Annotated in this window: 22 protein-coding genes; 16 read left to right on the top strand and 6 right to left on the bottom strand. The window is 60.3% G+C overall.

The window, feature by feature from the left end:
• The first annotated feature begins 25 nt into the window (after nucleotides 1-25).
• Nucleotides 26-358, top strand: a complete 333-nt coding sequence (locus KPHS_11290) for a hypothetical protein (protein ID YP_005225429.1) — start codon at nucleotides 26-28, stop codon at nucleotides 356-358.
• 39 nt (nucleotides 359-397) lie between these two features.
• On the opposite strand, the gene KPHS_11280 is transcribed toward KPHS_11290, so the two are convergent.
• Nucleotides 398-1156: a regulatory protein, IclR gene (locus KPHS_11280; RefSeq protein ID YP_005225428.1), complete on the bottom strand. Its 759-nt coding sequence runs from the start codon at nucleotides 1154-1156 to the stop codon at nucleotides 398-400.
• A 152-nt stretch (nucleotides 1157-1308) separates the two neighbouring features.
• On the opposite strand from KPHS_11280, the gene KPHS_11270 reads away from it, so the two are divergent.
• The 8 genes from KPHS_11270 to KPHS_11200 all read left to right on the top strand — a co-directional run bounded on the left by KPHS_11270 (nucleotide 1309) and on the right by KPHS_11200 (nucleotide 11129).
• Nucleotides 1309-2130, top strand: a complete 822-nt coding sequence (locus tag KPHS_11270) for a shikimate/quinate 5-dehydrogenase (RefSeq protein YP_005225427.1) — start codon at nucleotides 1309-1311, stop codon at nucleotides 2128-2130.
• Nucleotides 2127-3803, top strand: a complete 1677-nt coding sequence (locus KPHS_11260; RefSeq protein ID YP_005225426.1) for a putative electron transfer flavoprotein-NAD/FAD/quinone oxidoreductase — start codon at nucleotides 2127-2129, stop codon at nucleotides 3801-3803. The genes KPHS_11270 and KPHS_11260 overlap by 4 nt, the downstream gene beginning before the upstream one ends.
• Before the next feature lie 13 nt (nucleotides 3804-3816).
• Entirely contained in the window at nucleotides 3817-4137 is a 321-nt protein-coding gene (locus KPHS_11250; RefSeq protein ID YP_005225425.1) for an NIPSNAP protein, read from the top strand.
• Between the two features lie 10 nt (nucleotides 4138-4147).
• Complete coding sequence (locus KPHS_11240) at nucleotides 4148-5845, top strand: FAD-dependent oxidoreductase (protein YP_005225424.1); 1698 nt, start codon at nucleotides 4148-4150, stop codon at nucleotides 5843-5845.
• 57 nt (nucleotides 5846-5902) lie between these two features.
• The gene (locus KPHS_11230; protein YP_005225423.1) at nucleotides 5903-6721 is read left to right on the top strand and encodes a xylose isomerase-like TIM barrel; all 819 of its coding nucleotides are present in this window, start codon (nucleotides 5903-5905) and stop codon (nucleotides 6719-6721) included.
• A 10-nt stretch (nucleotides 6722-6731) separates the two neighbouring features.
• Complete coding sequence (locus tag KPHS_11220) at nucleotides 6732-8096, top strand: general substrate transporter (RefSeq protein YP_005225422.1); 1365 nt, start codon at nucleotides 6732-6734, stop codon at nucleotides 8094-8096.
• 330 nt (nucleotides 8097-8426) lie between these two features.
• Nucleotides 8427-9605: an oxidoreductase gene (locus tag KPHS_11210; RefSeq protein YP_005225421.1), complete on the top strand. Its 1179-nt coding sequence runs from the start codon at nucleotides 8427-8429 to the stop codon at nucleotides 9603-9605.
• A gap of 159 nt (nucleotides 9606-9764) precedes the next feature.
• Nucleotides 9765-11129, top strand: coding sequence for a putative transport protein (locus KPHS_11200; RefSeq protein YP_005225420.1), 1365 nt, complete (start codon nucleotides 9765-9767; stop codon nucleotides 11127-11129).
• 43 nt (nucleotides 11130-11172) lie between these two features.
• On the opposite strand, the gene KPHS_11190 is transcribed toward KPHS_11200, so the two are convergent.
• Complete coding sequence (locus KPHS_11190; protein ID YP_005225419.1) at nucleotides 11173-11664, bottom strand: YajQ family cyclic di-GMP-binding protein; 492 nt, start codon at nucleotides 11662-11664, stop codon at nucleotides 11173-11175.
• Between the two features lie 191 nt (nucleotides 11665-11855).
• On the opposite strand from KPHS_11190, the gene KPHS_11180 reads away from it, so the two are divergent.
• From KPHS_11180 to KPHS_11160, 3 genes are all read left to right on the top strand, one after another.
• On the top strand, nucleotides 11856-12767 hold the full coding sequence (locus tag KPHS_11180) for a 2-dehydropantoate 2-reductase (protein ID YP_005225418.1): 912 nt from the start codon (nucleotides 11856-11858) through the stop codon (nucleotides 12765-12767).
• The gene (locus tag KPHS_11170) at nucleotides 12730-13323 is read left to right on the top strand and encodes a 4-methyl-5(beta-hydroxyethyl)-thiazole monophosphate synthesis protein (RefSeq protein YP_005225417.1); all 594 of its coding nucleotides are present in this window, start codon (nucleotides 12730-12732) and stop codon (nucleotides 13321-13323) included. The genes KPHS_11180 and KPHS_11170 overlap by 38 nt, the downstream gene beginning before the upstream one ends.
• A gap of 233 nt (nucleotides 13324-13556) precedes the next feature.
• Nucleotides 13557-13850 carry an SRPBCC domain-containing protein gene (locus KPHS_11160; RefSeq protein YP_005225416.1) on the top strand — a complete coding sequence of 98 codons (294 nt, stop codon included), beginning with the start codon at nucleotides 13557-13559 and terminating at the stop codon, nucleotides 13848-13850.
• Nucleotides 13851-13916: 66 nt separating this feature from the next.
• Here KPHS_11160 and KPHS_11150 read toward each other — a convergent pair whose 3' ends face one another.
• A complete protein-coding gene (locus KPHS_11150) occupies nucleotides 13917-15365 on the bottom strand; it encodes a thiamine biosynthesis protein ThiI (protein ID YP_005225415.1) in 1449 nt (482 codons plus the stop codon).
• 181 nt (nucleotides 15366-15546) lie between these two features.
• Between KPHS_11150 and KPHS_11140 the strand changes: the two genes are divergently transcribed.
• From KPHS_11140 to KPHS_11110, 4 genes are read left to right on the top strand one after another with little or no spacing between them, the layout of a single operon-like run.
• Complete coding sequence (locus tag KPHS_11140; RefSeq protein YP_005225414.1) at nucleotides 15547-15789, top strand: exodeoxyribonuclease VII small subunit; 243 nt, start codon at nucleotides 15547-15549, stop codon at nucleotides 15787-15789.
• Complete coding sequence (locus KPHS_11130; protein YP_005225413.1) at nucleotides 15790-16689, top strand: geranyltranstransferase; 900 nt, start codon at nucleotides 15790-15792, stop codon at nucleotides 16687-16689.
• 18 nt (nucleotides 16690-16707) lie between these two features.
• The gene (locus KPHS_11120; RefSeq protein YP_005225412.1) at nucleotides 16708-18570 is read left to right on the top strand and encodes a 1-deoxy-D-xylulose-5-phosphate synthase; all 1863 of its coding nucleotides are present in this window, start codon (nucleotides 16708-16710) and stop codon (nucleotides 18568-18570) included.
• Between the two features lie 60 nt (nucleotides 18571-18630).
• Nucleotides 18631-19605 (top strand): putative NAD(P)H-dependent xylose reductase, encoded by a 975-nt coding sequence (locus KPHS_11110; RefSeq protein ID YP_005225411.1) that lies wholly within the window; start codon nucleotides 18631-18633, stop codon nucleotides 19603-19605.
• A gap of 45 nt (nucleotides 19606-19650) precedes the next feature.
• On the opposite strand, the gene KPHS_11100 is transcribed toward KPHS_11110, so the two are convergent.
• From KPHS_11100 to KPHS_11080, 3 genes are all read right to left on the bottom strand, one after another.
• Nucleotides 19651-20118, bottom strand: a complete 468-nt coding sequence (locus KPHS_11100) for a phosphatidylglycerophosphatase (protein ID YP_005225410.1) — start codon at nucleotides 20116-20118, stop codon at nucleotides 19651-19653.
• A 28-nt stretch (nucleotides 20119-20146) separates the two neighbouring features.
• The gene (locus KPHS_11090) at nucleotides 20147-21118 is read right to left on the bottom strand and encodes a thiamine monophosphate kinase (protein ID YP_005225409.1); all 972 of its coding nucleotides are present in this window, start codon (nucleotides 21116-21118) and stop codon (nucleotides 20147-20149) included.
• A 71-nt stretch (nucleotides 21119-21189) separates the two neighbouring features.
• Nucleotides 21190-21609, bottom strand: coding sequence for a transcription antitermination protein NusB (locus KPHS_11080; protein ID YP_005225408.1), 420 nt, complete (start codon nucleotides 21607-21609; stop codon nucleotides 21190-21192).
• Between the last annotated feature and the right edge of the window lie 15 nt (nucleotides 21610-21624).

Genomic DNA, 21624 nt, shown 5'->3' with positions numbered 1-21624 from the left:
GAAATAATCACTACAAGGAATTGCAATGAAAGAGTTAACACTGAACGAAATGGAGTATATCTCCGGTGGCTTTAATCTGTTCGGCGCAGCCAGCAGCTTCGCCAGCTTTGTCGCCAACTCTGGCGTCGGCTTCACCTCTTTTGTTCTGACCTCCGGCACCGCATTTGCCTCCTTCGTCGGCGACAGCGCGATGGCGTTTGGTTCCTTCCTGACCGGACAGTCAAACTGGGAAACCTTTGTGACCGCCGGAAAGGAAAACTGGGGAAGCTTTGTTAACACCGCCGGCAACAGCTGGAATACTTTCGTGAATAACGCGGCCAGCGACTGGAACACCTTTCTGACCAAAGCGTCGGCCTAAGCGACGTCTATCTTAGGGCAGCGCCACTGGCTGCCCTGTTTAACCCACCAGCATCGCCTGCGCGCTGTAGAGCAGATCGAGGTGATCGCGGCATAACGCTTCCAGCGAAGTGCGCGATTGATGACTGGTCAGACTCAGCGCCCCCCACCAGGTCCCTTCCCTGTCGGTTAACGGCACCGCCAGCACCAGCATGCCAATCTCAAACTCCTGCTCAATGGTGGCGTATCCCTGGCGCCGTACCTGGGCGATTTTCTCCATCAGCGACGCGATATCGGTCACCGTATAGGGGGTACGTTGTTCCCGGGTTATGCGCTGCAGGACGGTCTCACACTCTGCTTCCGGCAGCGAAGCCAGCCACAGTCGCCCCCCGGCGGTACAGAAAATGGGCACCCGCTCCCCAAGCCGCACCGACGTAGAGTTGAACGGCGTATGCCGACTGCGGGCGATATAGACCAGTTCATCTTCATCCACCACCCCCACCGAGGCGTGCTCTTCGGTCCGGCTGGCGATGTATTCGACAATCGGCCGTACCATGCGAGGAAACTGCGCCGAATCGACATAGGCCTGGCCAAGCCGCAGCGTCTTTGGGGTAAGCCAGTAATAGCGCCCGTCGGTTTGCAGATAGCGCTCATGCAGGAGCGTCAGCAGAAAACGTCGCGCGGCGCTTTGCGTCAGGCCGCTCATTTTCGCCGTCTGGGCGACGGTGAGCTTTGGGCAGGTTTTGGAAAAAAGCTGAATTAGCGCCAGCCCTTTTTGTAAACCGACGATCAGATCGCGTGGATGAATGGTGTTTTGCATATTCGCTCACATTTTTGCAACATCATTATCGATTTCCTGCGATTATCGCAGCGTTCGTGCGATTAACAACCGACATGTCCGAATTCTGCGTTGTCGCTCCCAGCTTCCACTGAAATACTTTCACAACATTCATTTAACAAATGAGGTTTGAAATGGTCAGTGGAACTACCCAGGTTGTCGCCGTGATTGGTCATCCGATCGCCCAGGTGAAATCGCCAGATAACTTCAACCGCTACTTTGCCGAACAGCACATGGACAGCATTATGATCCCGGTGGATATCGTCCCGGACGCGGTGGCCGCCTACCTCAACGCCCTGCGCGGCTGGCAGAACATGACCGGCGTGCTGGTGACGGTGCCGCATAAACAACGCGCCGCCGCGCTGGTCGACGACCTCACGCCGCGCGCCCGCCGACTCAACGCCGTCAATGTGATCCGCAAGCTGGCGGATGGCCGCCTGCAGGGCGATATGCTGGACGGCGTCGGCTTTCAGCTCGCCGCCGAGGCGCAGGGTTTTCAGCCGGCAGGTAAGCAGGCGCTGCTCTCCGGTTGCGGCGGCGTCGGCAGCGCCATCGCCTGGGGACTGTGCGAGGCGGGGATCCGTCGGCTGGCCCTGCACGATCAAACCCCGGCCACCCGGCAGCGCCTGCATGACCTTCTGGCTGAGGCCTTTCCGGCGGTGCAACTGAGCGCGCTGCCAGACACCCTTTACGGCCTCGATCTACTGGTTAATGGCTCACCGGCCGGCATGGCCGGATTTGATGAGCTGCCTCTACCGCAGGCGCTGCTGGATACGCTCGACAGCACCACTCATGTGGCCGACGTTGTCACCGCCCCGGTGATGACGCCGTTGCTCACTTTCGCCGCCGCACGTGGTTGTAAAGTACAGACCGGGCCGGAAATGGCGCTGGCGCAGATGAGGCTGATGGGCCAGTTTATCGGCGCCATCCCACAGGCGCAGGGAGCGGCGGCATGAAGAGCTGGGATGTGATCGTCATCGGCAGCGGCGCGGCCGGTTTTGCCGCCGCGGTCACCGCCTGCTGTAAAGGGCTGTCGGTGCTGATGCTGGAGAAAGCCGGCCAGTTCGGCGGCACCTCGGCCATCTCCGGCGGCGCCGTGTGGCTGCACGATACCGACCAGGCGCGCGCCGAGGGCAAAAGCGGTAGCGCCGAGGCGATGAAAACCTACCTGCGAACCATTATCGGCGAGGGCCAGTACCGAGAAGATCTTGCCGAAGCGTTTGTCAGCGCCGGGCGGGAGGCGCTGGCCTTTCTCGAGCGTGAGGGGGCAGTAAAGTACAGCCTGCGTCCGCTCTCGCCCGATTACTATCCGGATGAACCCGGCGCAGTCGACGTCGGTCGTGCGCTGGAGGTGGTGGAGTATGACGGCCGTGAACTGGGGGACGCGTTTCGCGACCTGCGTTCACCGCCGCCGGGGATGCTGCTGTTTGGCGGGATGATGGTCAACCGCGTCGATATTCAACATTTTCTCGACATGCGCCGCTCGCTGCGCTCCCTGGCCCATTGCACCCGGCTGCTGCTGCGCTATGCCCGCGACCGGGTGAAGTACCCTCGCGGTACCCGCCTGGCGATGGGCAATGCGCTGATTGCCCGCATGGCGACTACGGCGCTGCGTAAAGGCATGAACCTGCGGCTGAATGTCAATGTTCTGACGCTGTGCGAAGCGCAAGGCGCGGTCCGCGGGGTGGAGATTGAGTATCAGGGGCAAAGAGAGACGCTGCACGCCCGCCGCGGGGTGGTGCTGGCCGCAGGCGGCTTCGCCGCGGGCGCGCTGGCGGCGCGCTATCGGCCGCACACCCGCGAGCATTTCACCATGTCGCCGCCGGCCAACGATGGCGCCGCGCTGCATCTCGCGGCGGCGTTTAACGCTCGCGAGGGAGCCGATCGGGCCTCCAACTTTTTCTGGGCGCCGGTATCGGTGCTGACCCGGGCCGACGGCAGCGAGGAGCGCTTCCCCCATCTGGTAACCGATCGCGCAAAACCGGGCGTGATTGCCGTCAATCAGCGGGCGGTACGCTTCGTCAACGAGTCCAGCTCCTATCACCATTTCGCCAGCGCAATGCAGGATGCAGCGGAAAATGCCCCCTGTTTTTTACTCTGCGACGCCCAGGCGATGAAGCGTTATGGCCTCGGGCTGGCGCGCCCGGCGCCGGTCAATAATGACGCCCTGGTCGCCGCTGGCTATCTGCACAAAGCCGATACCCTGGCCGCGCTGGCGCAACAGCTTGGTCTGGATGCCCAAACCCTGAGCGAGACGGTAGCCCGCTACAACCGTGACGCCGCGCAGGGCGTAGATCGGGAATTTGCTAAAGGCGGCAACAGCTATAACCGGGCGATGGGCGATCCGGGCCATCAGCCTGACGCCTGTAATGCCCCCCTGCTCAGCGCGCCGTTCTATGCCATCAAACTTTATACCGGCGATCTGGGGACCTCACGGGGCCTGGTCACCACCGCCGATGCCCAGGTCGTCAATACCCAAGGAAACCCCATCCCGGGGCTGTACGCGGTGGGAAACGACATGGATTCGCTGATGGCCGGCACCTATCCGGGCCCCGGCATCACCCTCGGCCCGGGGCTGACGTTTGGCTATCTCGCCGCCTGCCATCTGGCACAACACTCCACCCACTAATCAGGAAAACATCATGATCTACGAAAAACGCACGTACACCATCAATCCGCTGAAAATGGCCGACTGGCTGGCGCTGTACCAAAGCGATGCCCTGGCGGTGCAAACCGACCATCTCGGCCAGCTAATCGGCTTCTTTTTTACCGAGATCGGCGTGGTCAATCAGGTAGTGCATATCTGGGCTTATGAAAGCCTGGACGATCGTCTGGTGCGCCGCGCGCGGATGGCCCAGGACGAACGCTGGCAGACCTTCTCGCGCAAAAATCGCGAACTGGCCGCCGTGGAACGCCTCGAGTCGGTGCTGATGCGCCCCACCGCTTTTTCACCTCTGCAGTAAGGAGTCCAACATGAGCGGGCCTGTGAAGGTGGATGTGCTGGTGGTCGGCTCCGGCGCCGCGGGGCTCTCTGCCGCGGTGACTGCGGCGATGCACGGCGCCAGCGTCATGGTGGCGGAGAAAGCGTCAGTACTCGGCGGAACCAGCGCCTGGTCCGGCGGCTGGCTGTGGATCCCCCGCAACCCGCTGGCGCGGGCGGAGGGCATCGACGAAGCAGCCGACGCGCCGCTGACCTATCTGCAGCATGAGATGGGGGGCGAAGCCGCCGATATTCGTCTGCAAACCTTCCTGCGTTACGGGCCGGAGATGGTGGAATTTTTCCATCAGCGGACGGCGGTGCAGTTTCTCTCGGGCAGCGCCATGCCGGACTTTCACCCGTCGCCGGGTGCGGCGAACGGTGGGCGGTCGGTCACCGCGCAACCCTACGATGGCCGCCTGCTCGGCGACTGGCTCCATCGCCTGCGTCCGCCGCTGGAGACCATTAGCCTGGGCGGGATGGGCATCGCCGGCGGCGCGGATATGGCGCATTTTTTCAATGCCACCCGCTCGCCGCGCTCCGCGCTGTATGCTGCCCGCCGCCTGCTGCGCCACGGCTGGCAGCGGCTACGCGCCGGACGGGGGCAGCATCTGGTCAATGGCAATGCGCTGGTCGCCCGTCTGCTGCGATCCGCCCTCGACGCCGGCGTGCGTTTTCAGCTCAATGCCCCGGTGGTCCGGCTGCTGCAGGGTCCGCCGGGCGTGTCCGGCGCGGTGCTGCGCAGCGACGGCGGGGAGATTCACGTCGAAGCTGGCGCCGTGGTGCTGGCCTGCGGCGGTTTTCCCCACGATCGCCAGCGGCTGGCGCAGGTGGTGCCTCACGCTGCGGAGGGTTACGGCCATTTCTCCGCCGCACCGCCGGACAATCAGGGCGAGGGGATCAGGCTTGGCGAATCCGTCGGCGGCCAGTTCGACACTTCCCTGCGCCACCCGCTGGCCTGGGCGCCGGTGTCCCGCGTCACTCTGGCCAGCGGCCAGCAGCTAATGTTTCCTCATCTGGTGGAGCGCGCCAAACCCGGGGTGATCGCCGTCCTGCCCAACGGCAAACGTTTTGTTAACGAGGCCGACTCTTATCATGACTTTATCGCCGCCCTGCTGGCGGCCACACCCGCGGGCGACACGCCGCAGGCGTGGCTGCTGGCCGATCGTCGCGCGCTGCGTCGCTACGGCCTGGGCCACGCCAGACCGTTCCCGTTCACCCCCACCGCCTGGCTGCGTACCGGCTATCTGCAGCGAGGAAACACCCTGGCGGAGCTGGCGAAGCAGTGCGCTATCGACGCCAATGCGCTGGCGGAAACCGTTGAACGCTTTAACCACTTCGCCAGCGCTGGCGAAGACGTCGATTTTCACCGCGGGGCATCAGCCTATAACCGCGCCCAGGGTGACCATCAGGTGACGCTCGGACCGCTGCGCGAAGGGCCGTTCTACGCGGTGCGCATTCTGCCCGGCTCGCTGGGCACCTTCAGCGGATTGCAAACCGACGAACACGCCCGGGTGCTGGATGAACAGCAGCTGCCGATACCGGGCCTGTACGCCATCGGCAACGACATGTCGAGCGTGATGCGCGGCTATTACCCCAGCGGAGGGATCACCCTCGGGCCCGCCATGACCTTCGGCTATCTGGTGGGTAAAGGCCTGACAAAAAAAACAAATATAAACAATAATATAACTTGATTTCCACGAATGGATGCACCCTAACTCTCTTCACCTGCAACTGTACCGGAGCCCTTTATGAACAAGCGTACCCTATCGCTCGCCGCGCTGACCCTGCTCGATGTCCCTCCCCCCGAACAGGTGCGGATTGCGGCCAGAACCGGTTTTACCCACGTTGGGCTGCGACTGCTCCCCGCCACACCGACCGACCCGGACTACGACATGCTGGGCGATACCCCGGCCGTCCGGGCGACGCTCGCCGCGTTGATGGAAACTGGCATCCGCGTGTCGGACGTGGAGATCGTCCGCCTGACCCCCGGGTTTACCCTCGACGATCGGCTGCAGCGTTTTATGGAGACCGCCGCGCGTCTTGGCGCCGGACAGGTGTTAGTCGCCGGCAATGATGACAACCTTCAGCGCAGCGCTGACAACCTCGCCATCCTCGCCGCGGCCGGTCGTCCATTTGGGCTGACCATGAATCTTGAGCCGATGCCCTGGACCCAGTTGCGCAACATCGCCGCAGCGCAAGCACTAATCGCCGCCAGCGGGCGGGAAGACATCGGCATTCTGGTGGACGCTCTCCATTTCTGGCGCGCGGGAGAATCGCTCGCCGCCCTCTCCAGCCTGCCCGCGCATCATCTCAACTATATGCAACTCTGCGATGGCGCGGCGCAGAGGCCGGAGAGCGAGCAGGAACTTATCCGCCAGGCCCGCTCGGCGCGCAACGTGCCGGGGGAAGGCGGTCTGGATCTGCATGGTCTGATGTCGGCCCTGCCGGCGACGCTGCCGGTCTCTCTCGAAGTGCCGCTTGACGGCGAGCAAGGCGCCCTGCCGCCTCTTCAGCGGGCGCAGTTACTGTTCGATGCCGCGCAGCCCTACCTGCGCGCCTGCGCATAAGGAATACGCTATGACACAGACTCAACGCCTGGATGTCAGAGAGTTAATAAATCGTAACCCGCTGAGCCGATTTCAGAAGCTGATTATATTTCTCGGCTTTTGCGTCATCGCTCTCGATGGTTTTGATATCGCGATCATGGGCTTTATCGCCCCGACGCTAAAGCTGGAATGGGGGGTAAGCAACCACCAGCTGGGTCTGGTGATCAGCGCCGCGCTGATCGGCCTCGCGCTGGGGGCGATTTTCTCCGGCCCGCTCGCCGACTGGCTGGGACGTAAGAAAATCATCATCAACAGCGTTTTCTTCTTCGGTTTCTGGACCATCGCCACCGCCTTCTCGCACAACGTAGAACAGATGATGTTCTTTCGCTTTATGACTGGCCTCGGGCTGGGCGCCGCGATGCCGAATATCGGGACGCTGGTGTCGGAATACGCCCCGGAACGCCAGCGTTCATTTATTATCACCGTCATCTTTTGCGGCTTCACCTTCGGCGCGGCGGCGGGAGGATTTTCGGCATCGTGGCTGATCCCCCAGTTTGGCTGGCACTCGCTGATGGCGCTCGGCGGTATTCTGCCGCTGCTGTTTGCCCCCCTGCTCATCTGGCTGCTGCCGGAATCGGTTCGTTTTCTGGTGATCAAACAAGCGCCCGCGGCGCGCATACGCGCCATTCTTAACCGTCTCTATCCCGGACAAATCAGCGACAACGTGAGGTTTATCCTGCCGGCGCAGCCGGCGGCCGGCAACGCGATGCGCATTGTCCTCTCCCGCCAGTACGGTTTCGGCTCGCTGATGCTATGGCTGGTCTACTTTATGGGGCTGTTCCTGGTCTATATCCTCGGCAGCTGGCTGCCAACGCTGGTTAAAGCGGTAGGAATGACCGTTAGCCAGGCGGCCATCATGACGGCGATCTACCAGGCGGGCGGCACCCTCGGCTCGTTGTTTGCCGGCTGGCTGATGGACAGGATCAACCCCCATCGCGCGCTGGGGATAATCTACGCCGTTGGCGGCCTGTTCACCATGGCGATGGGCTACGCCGCGGGCAGCTTTGCCTTGCTCTGTATGCTGGCGTTTATCAGCGGCGCCTGCCTGAACGGCGCGAATACCGGCATGAACGCCCTCTCCGCCCGCTACTACCCTACACAGGCGCGGGCGACGGGCTCCAGCTGGATGCACGGCGTCGGGCGCATCGGCGCCATTCTCAGCGCCTTTGCCGGCGCCGAGATGATGGCGCTCAACCTGCCCTTTGAAAGCGTCTTTTTGATCCTCGGCATCCCGGCAGCCCTCACCGTCGCAGGCCTGGCGGCGAAGGGCATCTTTGCGGCCGGTCATCCTCCCGTCGCTTCAACTTCCCCCGCGTCTGTGCGCGGAGCGTCATAGCGGCATCTGGTCCCCGGTGCAATCGGCGGATTGCACCGCCTTCAGCAGCTAATAAAGAAAATTTATTTCATATTTTGTTGAAACGAAAAACGCCCGCAACAATCTGGACGACTCCGGCAGGCGATATCCCGCCCTCACCTTTTCAACCAAGCGCAAAAGAAACTTTCGCTAATTCGATCCCCCTCGCATATATGGAAAATAAATTCCACAACACAATTTAAACAGAACAAACATTTCCTTAAGTTGAAGTCAGTCTATCCGGATGCGCGTTGCCGCAGGCGTCGGCATTGAGCGCCTCAGAGTGCAAATGATTTCAAAAAGGAGAGCACCATGTTAAACGGCCTGAAACCCTTATCCCGTTCCCTGCGCTGGGGCATGGTCGGCGGCGGGGGAACCAGTCAGATCGGCTACAGCCACCGCTGTGCGGCGCTGCGTGACAATGTTTATACCCTGCTGGCCGGCGCGCTTGACGTCAATGCCGAGCGCGGGCGAGCGTTCGGTGAGCAACTGGGCATCGCGCCGGAGCGCTGCTACGCCGACTACCAGACCCTGTTTCGCGAAGAGGCGCAGCGCCCTGACGGGATCGAGGTCGTCTCGGTCACCACCCCGAACAATACCCATTTCGCCATCACCAAAGCGGCGCTGGAGGCGGGACTCCACGTTATCTGCGAAAAGCCCCTCTGCTTTACCGCCGAAGAGGCGCGCGAGCTGGTGGATCTGAGCAAAAAACAGAACAAAATCGTCGGCGTTACCTACGGCTATGCCGGCTATCAGATGATCCAGCAGGCGCGGCAGATGATTGCCGATGGACTGCTCGGCGAGATCCGCATCGTTAACATGCAATTCGCCCACGGCTTCCATAACCAGGCCGTCGAGCTGCAGGCAGAATCCACCCGCTGGCGAGTAACGCCGAAGTTTGCCGGGCCCAGCTATGTGCTTGGGGATCTGGCCACCCATCCGCTGTTTGTCGCCGAGACCATGGCGCCGCAGCTCAATATCAAACGGCTGATGTGCTCCCGTCAGAGCTTTGTTCCCTCCCGCGCGCCGCTGGAAGATAACGCCTTTGTCCTGATGGAATATGACAACGGCGCGGTTGGCTCAATGTGGACCAGCGCGGTCAACAGCGGCGCCATGCACTCGCAAAAAGTGCGCATCGTCGGCGAAAAAGCAAGCATCGAATGGTGGGATGAGCATCCTAACCAGCTCAGCTATGAGGTGCAGGGCGAGCCGGCGCGCATTCTGGAACGTGGGATGCCCTACCTGTCGCCGAACGCGCTGGCGGATGACCGCATTGGCGGCGGCCATCCGGAAGGGCTGTTCGAAGCCTGGGCCAACCTCTATCGCCGCTATGCGCAGGCGATTGACGCCACGGACCGCGACGATCGCGCCTTCCTGCAAGACTTCTGGTATCCGGACGTCGAAGCCGGGCTGCACGGCGTCTATTGGGTAGAGCAGTGCGTCAAATCGGCTGACGCTGGCAGCCAGTGGGTTGACTTTACTTTACCTTAATTTTCCCCCTCGCCAGTGGAGTCCCCCTCCACTGGTTTATTGATTTTTACCAACTTGTCGCATCGCGCAACAGCCCCGTAATATCTGTTAAACAAACATTTATTTACGCTTCTTACCCCCCGCCGCTACACTAGGCGCAGTTTTTATATTGAGGTGGTAATGAACGATAACAAAATGACGCCAGGGGAACTGCGCGCGACCTGGGGTTTGGGGACAGTATTCTCCCTGCGCATGCTTGGCATGTTTATGGTCCTGCCGGTTCTGACCACGTATGGCATGGCGTTGCAGGGTGCAAGTGAAGCGCTGATTGGCCTGGCGATCGGTATCTACGGCCTGGCGCAGGCGGTGTTCCAGATCCCCTTCGGACTGTTATCTGACCGTATTGGCCGTAAGCCATTGATCGTCGGCGGCCTGCTTATCTTCGTGCTCGGCAGCGTCATCGCCGCGCTCACCGACTCCATCTGGGGCATCATTCTTGGCCGCGCCCTGCAGGGCTCCGGCGCCATCGCCGCCGCGGTTATGGCCCTGCTTTCCGATCTCACCCGCGAACAGAACCGCACCAAAGCGATGGCCTTTATCGGCGTCAGCTTCGGCGTCACCTTCGCCATCGCCATGGTGCTGGGGCCGATTGTCACCCACCAGCTGGGTCTGCACGCGCTGTTCTGGATGATCGCCATCCTGGCGACCGTCGGCATCCTGCTCACCCTGTGGGTGGTGCCCAACAGCCATAACCATGTCCTTAACCGCGAATCCGGGATGGTGAAGGGCTGCTTTAGCAAGGTGCTGGCGGAGCCGCGCCTGCTGAAGCTTAACTTTGGCATCATGTGCCTGCACATTATGCTGATGTCCACTTTTGTCGCCCTGCCCGGACAACTGGAGGCCGCCGGCTTCCCGGCCGCCGAGCACTGGAAGATTTACCTGGTCACCATGGTTATCTCGTTCATCTCGGTGGTGCCGTTTATCATCTACGCCGAAGTGAAGCGCAAGATGAAGCGCGTCTTCCTGCTCTGCGTCGCCATCCTGCTGATTGCGGAAATTGTCCTCTGGGGCGCCGGAGGCTACTTCTGGGAGCTGGTGGCGGGCGTTCAGCTCTTCTTCCTGGCGTTTAACCTGCTGGAAGCGCTGCTGCCGTCGCTAATTAGCAAGGAGTCTCCGGCGGGCTACAAAGGCACCGCGATGGGCGTCTACTCCACCAGCCAGTTTCTCGGCGTGGCGATTGGCGGCGCGCTTGGCGGCTGGGTCGATGGTTTCTTTGATTCGCAAACCGTGTTTCTGCTGGGCGCCCTGCTGGCGATGCTGTGGCTGCTGGTGGCCAGCACCATGAGCGAGCCGCCGTACGTCAGCAGCCTGCGGGTGGAGGTGCCGGACGGCGTGGTGGTCGACAGCGCGCTGCAGGCGCGTCTGCTGAGCGCCAGCGGGGTTCATCAGGCGCTGGTGGTACCCGAGGAGCGTTCGGTGTATATCAAAATCGACAGCAAGGTCACCAACCGCTTCGAGATAGAGCAGCTCATCAAAGGGGTATAAAAAAAGCGGGGAATTCCCCGCTTTTTGCTGTCTGCCCGCCGCCTTAGTCGCGGAAGTTTTTGAACTGGAACGGCTGTCCCAGATCGCCACCGCGCACCAGCGCCATCACCGACTGCAGATCGTCGCGGGACTTACCGGTCACGCGGATCTCTTCGCCCTGAATCTGGGCCTGCACTTTCAGCTTGCTGTCTTTGATCAGTTTAACGATCTTCTTCTGCACCGCGCTTTCAATGCCTTGCTTCAGCTTCGCTTCAACAAACCAGGTTTTACCGCTGTGCACGATATCTTCCGGTACGTCGAGGGAGGTGCCTTCAATGCCGCGCTTGAGCAGCTTGGCGCGCAGGATATCCAGCAGCTGGTTCACCTGGAAGTCAGACTCGCTCAGCACTTTAATGGTCTTGTTGGCGTCGTTTAATTCAAAAGTGGCTTCAACGCCACGAAAATCAAAACGCGACTCGACTTCGCGGCTCGCGTTGTCCACCGCGTTACGGGCTTCCTGAAGATCAACTTCAGAGACAATATCGAAAGATGGCATCTTTTCCTCTCCTTCCGTTTCTTTTGCGTTGCATAATACCTGCAACGCGGCATAACTCAACTTGTTATCCCGGAAGCTTAGCTGATTACGCAACGCTCGCGCTATTTTCCCCGTGATGTCCGACGATGCGAAAAGCGACGAGATAGACTTTAGCCATCAGCGCCTGGGATAGCGGCAGATGAGGAGGAACAATGAAAGTAACCGTACTGGGATGCGGTGCGCTGGGACAACTATGGCTGACCGCGTTGTACAAACAGGGACATGAAGTCCAGGGCTGGCTGCGCGTACCGCAGCCATTCTGTAGCGTCAACGTCATTGAAACCGATGGCTCAGTGTTCAACGAATCGCTGACGGCCAACGACCCCGATTTTCTCGCCAGCAGCGAGCTGCTGATCGTCACCTTAAAGGCCTGGCAGGTGTCGAATGCGGTAAAGCACCTGGCCGGGATCCTGCCGGACACCACGCCAATTTTGCTGGTACATAATGGCATGGGCACCGTCGAGGAGCTGCGCGGCGTGAAACAGCCGTTGCTGCTGGCCTCCACGACCCAGGCGGCGCGGCGCGATGGGAATGTCATCATCCACGTTGCCCAGGGCACCACGCATATCGGACCGGCAAAAAGCTACGAGGGGGACTACAGCTATCTCGCAGAAGTTCTGCAGAGCGTGCTGCCGGATGTCGCCTGGCATAACAATATCCACTCGGCCATCTGGCGCAAGCTGGCGGTTAACTGCGTGATTAACCCTCTGACCGCGCTCAAAGGGTGTAAAAACGGCGATCTGCGCGACTATACGCAGGAAGTTGCGGCCATTTGTCGCGAGGTGGCGGCGGTGATGGAGCGCGAAGGTATTCATACCTCGGCGGAAAACCTGCTATTTTATGTCGAACAGGTAATTGAAAGTACGGCAGAAAATATCTCTTCCATGCTGCAGGACGTTCGCGCCCAGCGGCATACAGAGATCGACTACATCACCGGTTTTCTGCTCAACCGCGCCCGCGCCCACGGCGTCGCCGTACCGGAAAACGCCCGCTTATTTGAATTGATCAAGCGTAAGGAGAATGAATATGAGCGCGTCGGCACTGATTTGCCTCGCCCCTGGTAGCGAAGAGACCGAAGCGGTCACCACTATCGACCTGCTGGTCCGCGGCGGAGTAAAGGTGACCACCGCCAGCGTCGCCAGCGACGGCAGCCTGACCATCGTCTGTTCGCGCGGCGTCAAACTGCTGGCGGATGCGCCGCTGGTCGAGGTGGCCGATGGTGATTTCGATATCATCGTCCTCCCGGGCGGTATCAAGGGCGCAGAGTGCTTCCGCGACAGCACGCTACTGGTGGAAACCGTCCGCCAGTTTCATCTCTCTGGGCGCATTGTGGCCGCCATCTGCGCCGCCCCGGCGACCGTGCTGGTACCCCATAATCTGTTCCCGATCGGCAACATGACCGGTTTTCCGGCGCTGAAGGAACATATCCCCGCCGAGCAGTGGCAGGATAAAAGAGTGGTCTGGGATCCGCGGGTGAATCTGTTAACCAGCCAGGGTCCGGGGACTTCGATTGATTTCGCCCTGAAAATGATCGATCTGCTGGTGGGGCGCGAGAAAGCGTATGAGGTCGCCTCACAGCTGGTGATGGCCGCTGGCATCTATAATTACTACGAAGCCTGATAGCCGGTCCGCGCCGCGGGCTGGCTCCCCTTTTCCTGAGGAGTCGCAGCATGTCCCGGAGCGCAACCGATTCTCGCGATCTTGTAATCAGCCGCCTGCTCAGCGCGCCCGCCCCAGCCCTGTGGCGCGCGTGGGCCGACCCGGCATTACTCCGAACCTGGTGGTGCCCTAAGCCCTGGCAAACCGAGGTTCTGGCCTTTGATTTTCGCGCCGGCGGGGCCTTTCACACCGTGATGCACGGGCCTGACGGTGAACGCAGCGATAACCCCGGCTGTTTTCTTGAGGTTATCCCGCAACAAAAAATCGTCATGACCTCGATGCTGACGGCGGATTATCGCCCCGCCGTTTCCCCCTTCGCGATGACGGCCATCATCACCTTTGCCGATGAACAGGTCGGGTGTCGCTATACGGCTACGGTGCTGCATGCCGATGATGAAACCCGCGAGCAGCATGAGCAGATGGGATTTTTCGAGGGCTGGAATATTGTCATCGATCAGCTCAATGACCTGGCGCTGACCCTGCGCTAATATACTCCCCTGCCAATAGTAAAAAGGCCCTCCATCAGGGAAGGCCTTTTGCATCATAACAATCTGTTACGGGCGATAAACTTTCACGTTGCTGAAGCCCTGCTCGCGCAAATAAAGCGCCTGCAGACGGCTCATCACCCCGCGCTCGCACCACAGCAGCCAGGTTTTGCTCTGATCGAGATCGCCAAATTTGGTGCTTAGCTTGTAGAACGGCAGGGAAACAACCTCAACCCCCTCGACCTTCAGCGGCTTGTCTTCCTGCTCGTCGATGGAGCGAATGTCGAGGATCGCGTCGTTGGCGCCAAAGCCGGTCACGGTTTCCACTTCCACCACCGTCTCTTCCGTCTGCTGGGCGATCTCGCGGATATCGATATTGCTCGCCTCTTCTACCACTTTATCAAGGATGCTGAAATCGAAGTGTTCTTCTTCCGCTTCAATCTTCGCCTTCACCGCCTTCACGGTCGGGCTCTTGGAGATCACGCCGCAATATTCCGGCATGGTGCGGGCGAAATCTTCCGTGCCGATCTCACGCGCCAGGTCGATGATGTGCTCTTTATCGTGCGAAATCAGCGGGCGCAGGATCAGAGTATCGGAGACATTATCGATCAGGCGCAGGTTAGTGAGGGTCTGACTGGAGACCTGGCCGAGCGCTTCGCCGGTGACCAGCGCCTGCACGCCATAGCGTTCCGCGACTTTTGACGCGGCGCGGACCATCATGCGCTTGAGCACGACGCCCATCTGGCCGTCGTCCACTTTTTCAAGGATTTCGCCGACTACTGGCTCAAAGTTAATCGCCACAAAGCGAACGCGGTGTGAGCTGCCGAAGCGGTTCCACAGATAATGCGCAACCTGGCGGACGCCAATCTCATGGGCGGCGCCGCCAAGGTTAAAGAAGCAGTAATGAACGCGGCAGCCGCGGCGCATCAGCATGTAGCTGGAGACGCCGGAGTCAAAGCCGCCGGAGATCAGCGACAGCACATCTTCCTGGGTGCCGATCGGGAAACCGCCGATGCCTTCATAGCGGCCTTTCACCAGCAGCAGGCGATCGTTTTCAATCTCGAGATTGACAGTGACGTCCGGGTCGGTCAGCTTCACGCGCGCCGTTTCAATATGCTGATTCAGACCGCCGCCGACGTAACGTTCCACTTCAATTGAGGTGAATTCATGTTTGCCGCGACGCTTCACTCGCACGCAGAAGGTTTTGCCTTCCAGCGCCTCGCGCCACAGCGGCAGCGTCTGCTCGAAAATATCGTGCAGCGAGGTGAACGGCACGTCTTCGACTTCCAGAATATGGTGGATGCCGGGGATACGGGTCAGCGCATCGCGAATAGCCGGGCGCTGATTTTCATCTTTCGCGCGAACTTCGATATGATCCCAATGACGGACGACGGCCAGCGTCTCATCATAGTTTTTGAGAACGTTACGAATGTTCCCGGTTAAGATTTTAATGAAGCGCAACCGCACAGATTGGCTTTTGATGGTGATTTCCGGGAACAATTTAATGATAAACTTCATAGCGACAATAGTTCGTTGGCAAGCCCGACGGGGCTATAAGCAAAAGTTGTAAAGCAGCGCACACCGGTGCCTGCATCCTGGGCGCGGAGTATATCACCATTGCGCGTTATTTGCTTACACGCGTGACTTCGTTACCATACCCGGTATTGCCGTCGCGACATAACAAGAGTCTACATTCACTATGCCAAAGAAAAATGAGGCCCCGGCCAGCTTTGAAACTGCTCTGGGCGAACTGGAGCAGATCGTTAACCGTCTGGAAAGCGGCGATTTGCCGTTAGAGGAAGCGCTAAGCGAATTTGAGCGCGGCGTACAGCTGGCGCGCCAGGGGCAAAGTCAGCTGCAGAAGGCCGAACAGCGCGTGCAGATCCTGCTGGCGGATAGTGAAGATTCCCCGACCACGCCTTTTACGCCGGACGCTGAATAAATGGATTTCCCGCAACAATTGCAGGCCTGTGTGGAACAGGCAAACGAAGCGCTGCGCCGTTTCATCGCCCCGCAGCCCTTTCAGAACACTCCGCTGGTGGAAGCGATGCATTATGGCGCATTGTTAGGCGGTAAACGCCTGCGTCCCTTCCTTGTCTACGCCACCGGCGAGATGTTCGGCGTGTGCCGTACCACGCTGGATGCTCCTGCCGCGGCGGTCGAATGCATTCATGCCTACTCCCTGATGCATGATGATTTGCCGGCGATGGATGATGACGATCTGCGCCGCGGCCTGCCGACCTGCCATATTAAATTTGGCGAAGCCAACGCAATTCTTGCGGGAGATGCCCTGCAAACGCTGGCGTTCTCTATACTGAGTGATGCGCCGATGGTCGACGTTCCTGACCGGGACCGGCTGGCGATGGTTTCCGAACTGGCGCAGGCCAGCGGCGTGGCGGGCATGTGCGGCGGCCAGGCGCTGGATCTGCAGGCCGAGGGACAGCAGGTTGATTTACAGGCGCTGGAGCGTATCCATCGCCACAAAACGGGCGCCCTGATCCGCGCCGCCGTCCGGATGGGAGCCCTGAGCGCCGGCGAACGCGGCCGCGCTGCCCTGCCCGCGCTGGATCGCTATGCGGAAAATATCGGTCTTGCCTTCCAGGTCCAGGATGACATTCTCGACGTGGTAGGGGATACTGCGACCCTTGGCAAACGTCAGGGTGCCGACCAGCAATTGGGTAAAAGCACCTATCCCGCCCTCCTGGGTCTTGAGCAAGCCCGGAAGAAAGCGCACGACCTGATCGCTGATGCCCGCCGGTCGTTAGATGAGCTGGCCGCACAATCTCTGGATACTTCGGCACTGGAAGCGCTCGCGAATTACATTATTCAGCGCGATAAATAAACAAAAAATGAGTCTCTGATGAGTTTTGATATTGCCAAATACCCGACCCTGGCGCTGGTAGATTCCACCCAGGAGTTGCGCCTGTTGCCAAAAGAGAGCCTGCCGAAGCTATGTGATGAGCTGCGGCGCTATCTACTGGACAGCGTCAGCCGTTCCAGCGGTCACTTTGCCTCTGGCCTCGGCACGGTGGAACTGACCGTGGCGCTGCACTACGTGTATAACACGCCGTTCGATCGCCTGATCTGGGACGTCGGCCATCAGGCCTACCCGCATAAAATTCTGACCGGTCGCCGGGACAAAATCGGCACCATTCGTCAGAAAGGCGGCCTGCATCCCTTCCCGTGGCGCGGTGAAAGCGAGTATGACGTGCTGAGCGTCGGTCACTCCTCCACTTCCATTTCCGCGGGTATCGGGGTGGCTATCGCCGCCGCGAAAGAGGATAAGCAGCGGCGCGCGGTGTGCGTCATTGGCGACGGGGCGATCACCGCCGGCATGGCGTTTGAGGCGATGAACCACGCCGGGGATATCAAACCCGACCTGCTGGTGGTGCTGAATGACAATGAAATGTCGATTTCCGAGAACGTCGGCGCGCTGAACAATCATCTGGCGCAGCTGCTCTCCGGTAAGCTCTACTCCACCCTGCGCGAAGGGGGCAAAAAGGTCTTCTCCGGGGTGCCGCCGATTAAAGAGCTGCTTAAGCGTACCGAAGAGCATATCAAAGGGATGGTGGTGCCGGGCACGCTGTTTGAAGAGCTGGGCTTTAACTACATTGGCCCGGTGGATGGCCATGACGTGCTCGGTCTGGTCAGCACGCTGAAGAACATGCGAGACCTGAAAGGCCCGCAGTTCCTGCATATTATGACCAAAAAAGGCCGCGGCTATGAGCCTGCCGAGAAAGACCCGATCACCTTCCATGCGGTGCCAAAATTCGACCATACCAGCGGCGTACTGCCCAAAAGCAGCGGCGGCCTCCCTTCCTACTCGAAAATCTTCGGCGACTGGCTGTGTGAAACGGCGGCCAAAGACAACAAGCTGATGGCGATCACGCCGGCGATGCGCGAAGGTTCAGGGATGGTGGAGTTTTCGAAGAAATTCCCCGATCGGTACTTTGACGTCGCCATTGCCGAGCAGCATGCGGTCACCTTCGCCGCCGGGCTGGCGATTGGCGACTACAAGCCGGTGGTGGCGATCTACTCCACCTTCCTGCAGCGAGCCTACGATCAGGTGATCCACGATGTGGCTATCCAGAAGCTGCCGGTGCTGTTTGCTATCGACCGCGCCGGGATCGTCGGCGCAGACGGTCAGACGCATCAGGGAGCGTTCGATCTCTCCTTCCTGCGCTGTATTCCGGATATGGTGGTAATGACCCCGAGCGATGAAAATGAATGTCGCCAGATGCTGTACACCGGCTACCACTACAGCAACGGCCCCTGCGCGGTGCGCTATCCGCGCGGTAGCGGCACCGGCGCGACGCTCGAGCCGCTGGCATCGCTGCCGATCGGCAAAGGGGTGGTGAAACGTCAGGGCGAGAAAATAGCGATCCTCAACTTTGGCACCCTGCTGCCGGAAGCCGCGGCGGTAGCGGACAAACTCAACGCCACCCTGGTGGATATGCGCTTTGTGAAGCCGCTGGATACCGCGCTGATCCTCCAGCTGGCCGGCGAGCACGACGCGCTGGTGACGCTGGAAGAGAACGCCATCATGGGCGGCGCCGGCAGCGGCGTGAACGAAGTGCTGATGGCCCATCGCCGGGCGGTACCGGTGCTCAATATTGGCCTGCCGGATTATTTTATTCCTCAGGGCACTCAGGAAGAGATCCGCGCCGACCTCGGCCTTGATGCCGCCGGTATTGAAGCCAAAATCCGCGACTGGCTGGCATAATTGCCCCTTCCGCTCCTGCTATGCTTAAGGGATACCCTCGATGAATAGCAGGAGCGCACTATGCACTATATCCCCCTCGGTGATACTGCCTTACGTGTTTCCCGACTCTGCCTCGGCTGCATGACCTTCGGCGAGCCGGACCGCGGGAGGCACGCCTGGACGCTTCCGGAAGAGAGCAGCCGTCCGCTTATCCAGCACGCCATTGAAGGCGGCATCAACTTCTTCGATACCGCAAATAGCTACTCCGACGGCAGCAGCGAAGAGATCGTTGGCCGCGCCCTGCGCGACTTTGCCCGCCGCGACGAGGTGGTTGTCGCCACCAAGGTGTATCACCAGGTCGGCGATCTGGCGGAAGGACTTTCCCGGGCGCAGATCCTGCGCTCCATCGACGACAGCCTGCGCCGTCTCGGGATGGACTATGTCGACCTGCTGCAGATCCACCGCTGGGACTATACCACCCCGATTGAAGAGACGCTCGAAGCGCTGGACGAGGTGGTGAAAGCCGGCAAAGCGCGCTATATCGGCGCCTCGTCCATGCATGCCCGGCAGTTTGCCCAGGCGCTGGCGCTCCAGCAGCAGAACGGCTGGGCGCGCTTCGTCACCATGCAGGATCACTACAACCTGATTTACCGGGAAGAAGAGAATGAGATGCTGCCCCTGTGCCAACGTAACGGCGTAGCGGTGATCCCGTGGAGTCCGCTGGCGCGCGGCAGGCTAACCCGCCCCTGGGGTGAGACCACCGCCCGGCTGGTCTCAGATGAGTTCGGCAAATCGCTGTACAGCGCCAGTGAAGAAAACGATGCGCAGATCGCCGAGAATCTCGCGGACGTGGCGGAAGAACTCGACGCCAGCCGCGCCCAGGTCGCTCTCGCCTGGCTGTTAAGCAAACCCGGCGTCGCCGCGCCGATTATCGGCCCGTCGCGTCAGGAACAGCTCGATGATCTGCTGCAGGCGGTGGATTTGACGCTCTCCGCGGAACAGATCGACAAGCTGGAGGCGCCGTATCAGCCGCATCCGGTGGTGGGATTTAAGTGACGGGCGTGGTTTCCCCGGCAGCGTAGCGTTGCCGGGGAGAGGCGGTTAAAGCAGACCGATGGGCCAGTGATGGCCAATGATGTACAGCACGCCGGCGGAGATCACGCCGGCGACGATATCATCGACCATAATCCCCATTCCGCCGTGGATATTGCGATCAAACCAGCGAATCGGCCACGGCTTCCACATATCGAAGATACGGAAAATCACGAAGCCGGCGGCCACCCACTGCCAGTCCATGGTCGGCAGCGCCATCAGGGTGATCCACATCCCGACGAACTCGTCCCAGACGATGCTGCCGTGGTCATGGGTGCCCATATCTTTGGCCGTGCGATGGCACAGATAGACGCCGATACAGATGCTCATCATCACCACCAGCGAGTAAAGCTGCCAGGGGAGAAAGGTCATCAGATACCAGAACGGGATCGCCGCCAGCGAGCCCATCGTCCCCGGCACCACCGGGCTTAAGCCGCTGCCAAAGCCGGTCGCCAGCAGATGCCACGGATTACGCATACTCAGGCGGCTAAGCGCCTCGTCTCGACTACGCAAAGTGATCGTATCCCTTTAAATCAAGCGCGACCGGCTTACCGTCGCGGATAAACTGCAGCCCTTCGCTCTCCGGCGCAATCTGTCCGATACAGGTAAAACGCGCGCCAAGATGGCCAAGAGCCACGTCCAGCGCCCCGCGGTTCAGCTCCGGTACGGTAAAGCACAACTCGTAATCTTCCCCGCCGGCGAGCGCCCAGCGCAGCGCCTGCTCAGAATCAACCTGGCGCAGCATCGCATCGGAGTACGGCATGGCATCGAGATCGATACGTGCGCCGCAGCCGCTGGCTTTGAGAATATGGCCCAGATCGGAGATCAGGCCGTCGGAGAGATCGATAGCCGATGTCGCCAGGTCACGCAGCGCCTGGCCCTGCAGCACGCGCGGCATCGGCCGCAGATGACGGGCCAGCAGGTAGTCGGCGTCAGACGGTTCATCCACCGTTAGACGATTCTGCAGTACAGCCAGACCGGCGGCGCTATCTCCCGGAGTGCCGGTAACATAGATCCAGTCCCCCGGCTTCGCGCCAGCGCGTTTCATGGCGCGTCCCGGCGGCACAAAGCCGTGGATACCCAGCGTCATGGAGAGCGGGCCACGGGTAGTGTCGCCGCCAATCAGTTGCATAGCGTAATAGTCCAGCTGGACAAACAGGCTGTCGCTGAAGGCTTCCAGCCAGACTTCATCCACCTCCGGCAAGGTCAGCGCCAGCGTGAGCCACGCCGGCTCCGCGCCCATCGCCGCGAGGTCGCTCAGGTTCACCGCCAGCGCTTTATAAGCGAGGTCGGCCGGGTCGATATCGGGTAAGAAGTGATTGCCCGCCACCAGGGTGTCGGTGCTGATTGCCAGCGTTTTTTTCTCGGGAATATGCAGGAGCGCGCAGTCATCGCCGATGCCGGTTTCAACATCAAGGCGGGCGCTTTTAACGCGATCAAAATAACGGGCAATCAGGGAGAATTCGCCGCATGCCATACGTTATGCCTCAGCAAAATAATAAATAAGGCCGGGCTGCGAGGCGACCCTCGCAAAACCCGGCCTGCAGTTTACTTCTTGTGGGGACGAATTACCGGAGCCGCTTTGTCCAGCACGCCGTTAACGAACTTGTGGCTATCTTCAGCGCCGAAGGTTTTCGCCAGTTCGATAGCTTCATTGATGGCCACTTTATACGGTACGTCATCACGTTTGGACAGCTCAAACAGCGCGATACGCAGCACCGCTTTTTCAACCTGGCCCAGCTCTTCCAGCTGGCGGGACAGGTAGGGCTTCATCAGGCCGTCGAGGTACGCGCTGTTAGTCGCCACTCCGGACAGCAGTTCGCGGAAATACAGAACATCAACATCTTTTACGTCCTGTTCCGCCAGGAACTGGTATTCGACATCAGCGATGTCGTTGTGGGACAACTGCCAGGAGTAGAGCGCCTGAACGGCACACTCACGGGCGCGGCGACGAGCAGCAGGTTTCACGGAATTCCCCTTACA

Origin of the sequence: Klebsiella pneumoniae subsp. pneumoniae HS11286, from assembly GCF_000240185.1 — a bacterium.
Classification (GTDB): domain Bacteria; phylum Pseudomonadota; class Gammaproteobacteria; order Enterobacterales; family Enterobacteriaceae; genus Klebsiella; species Klebsiella pneumoniae.
Note: the sequence above shows the minus strand (reverse complement) of the source record. Positions and strands in the feature narration are given on the sequence as shown.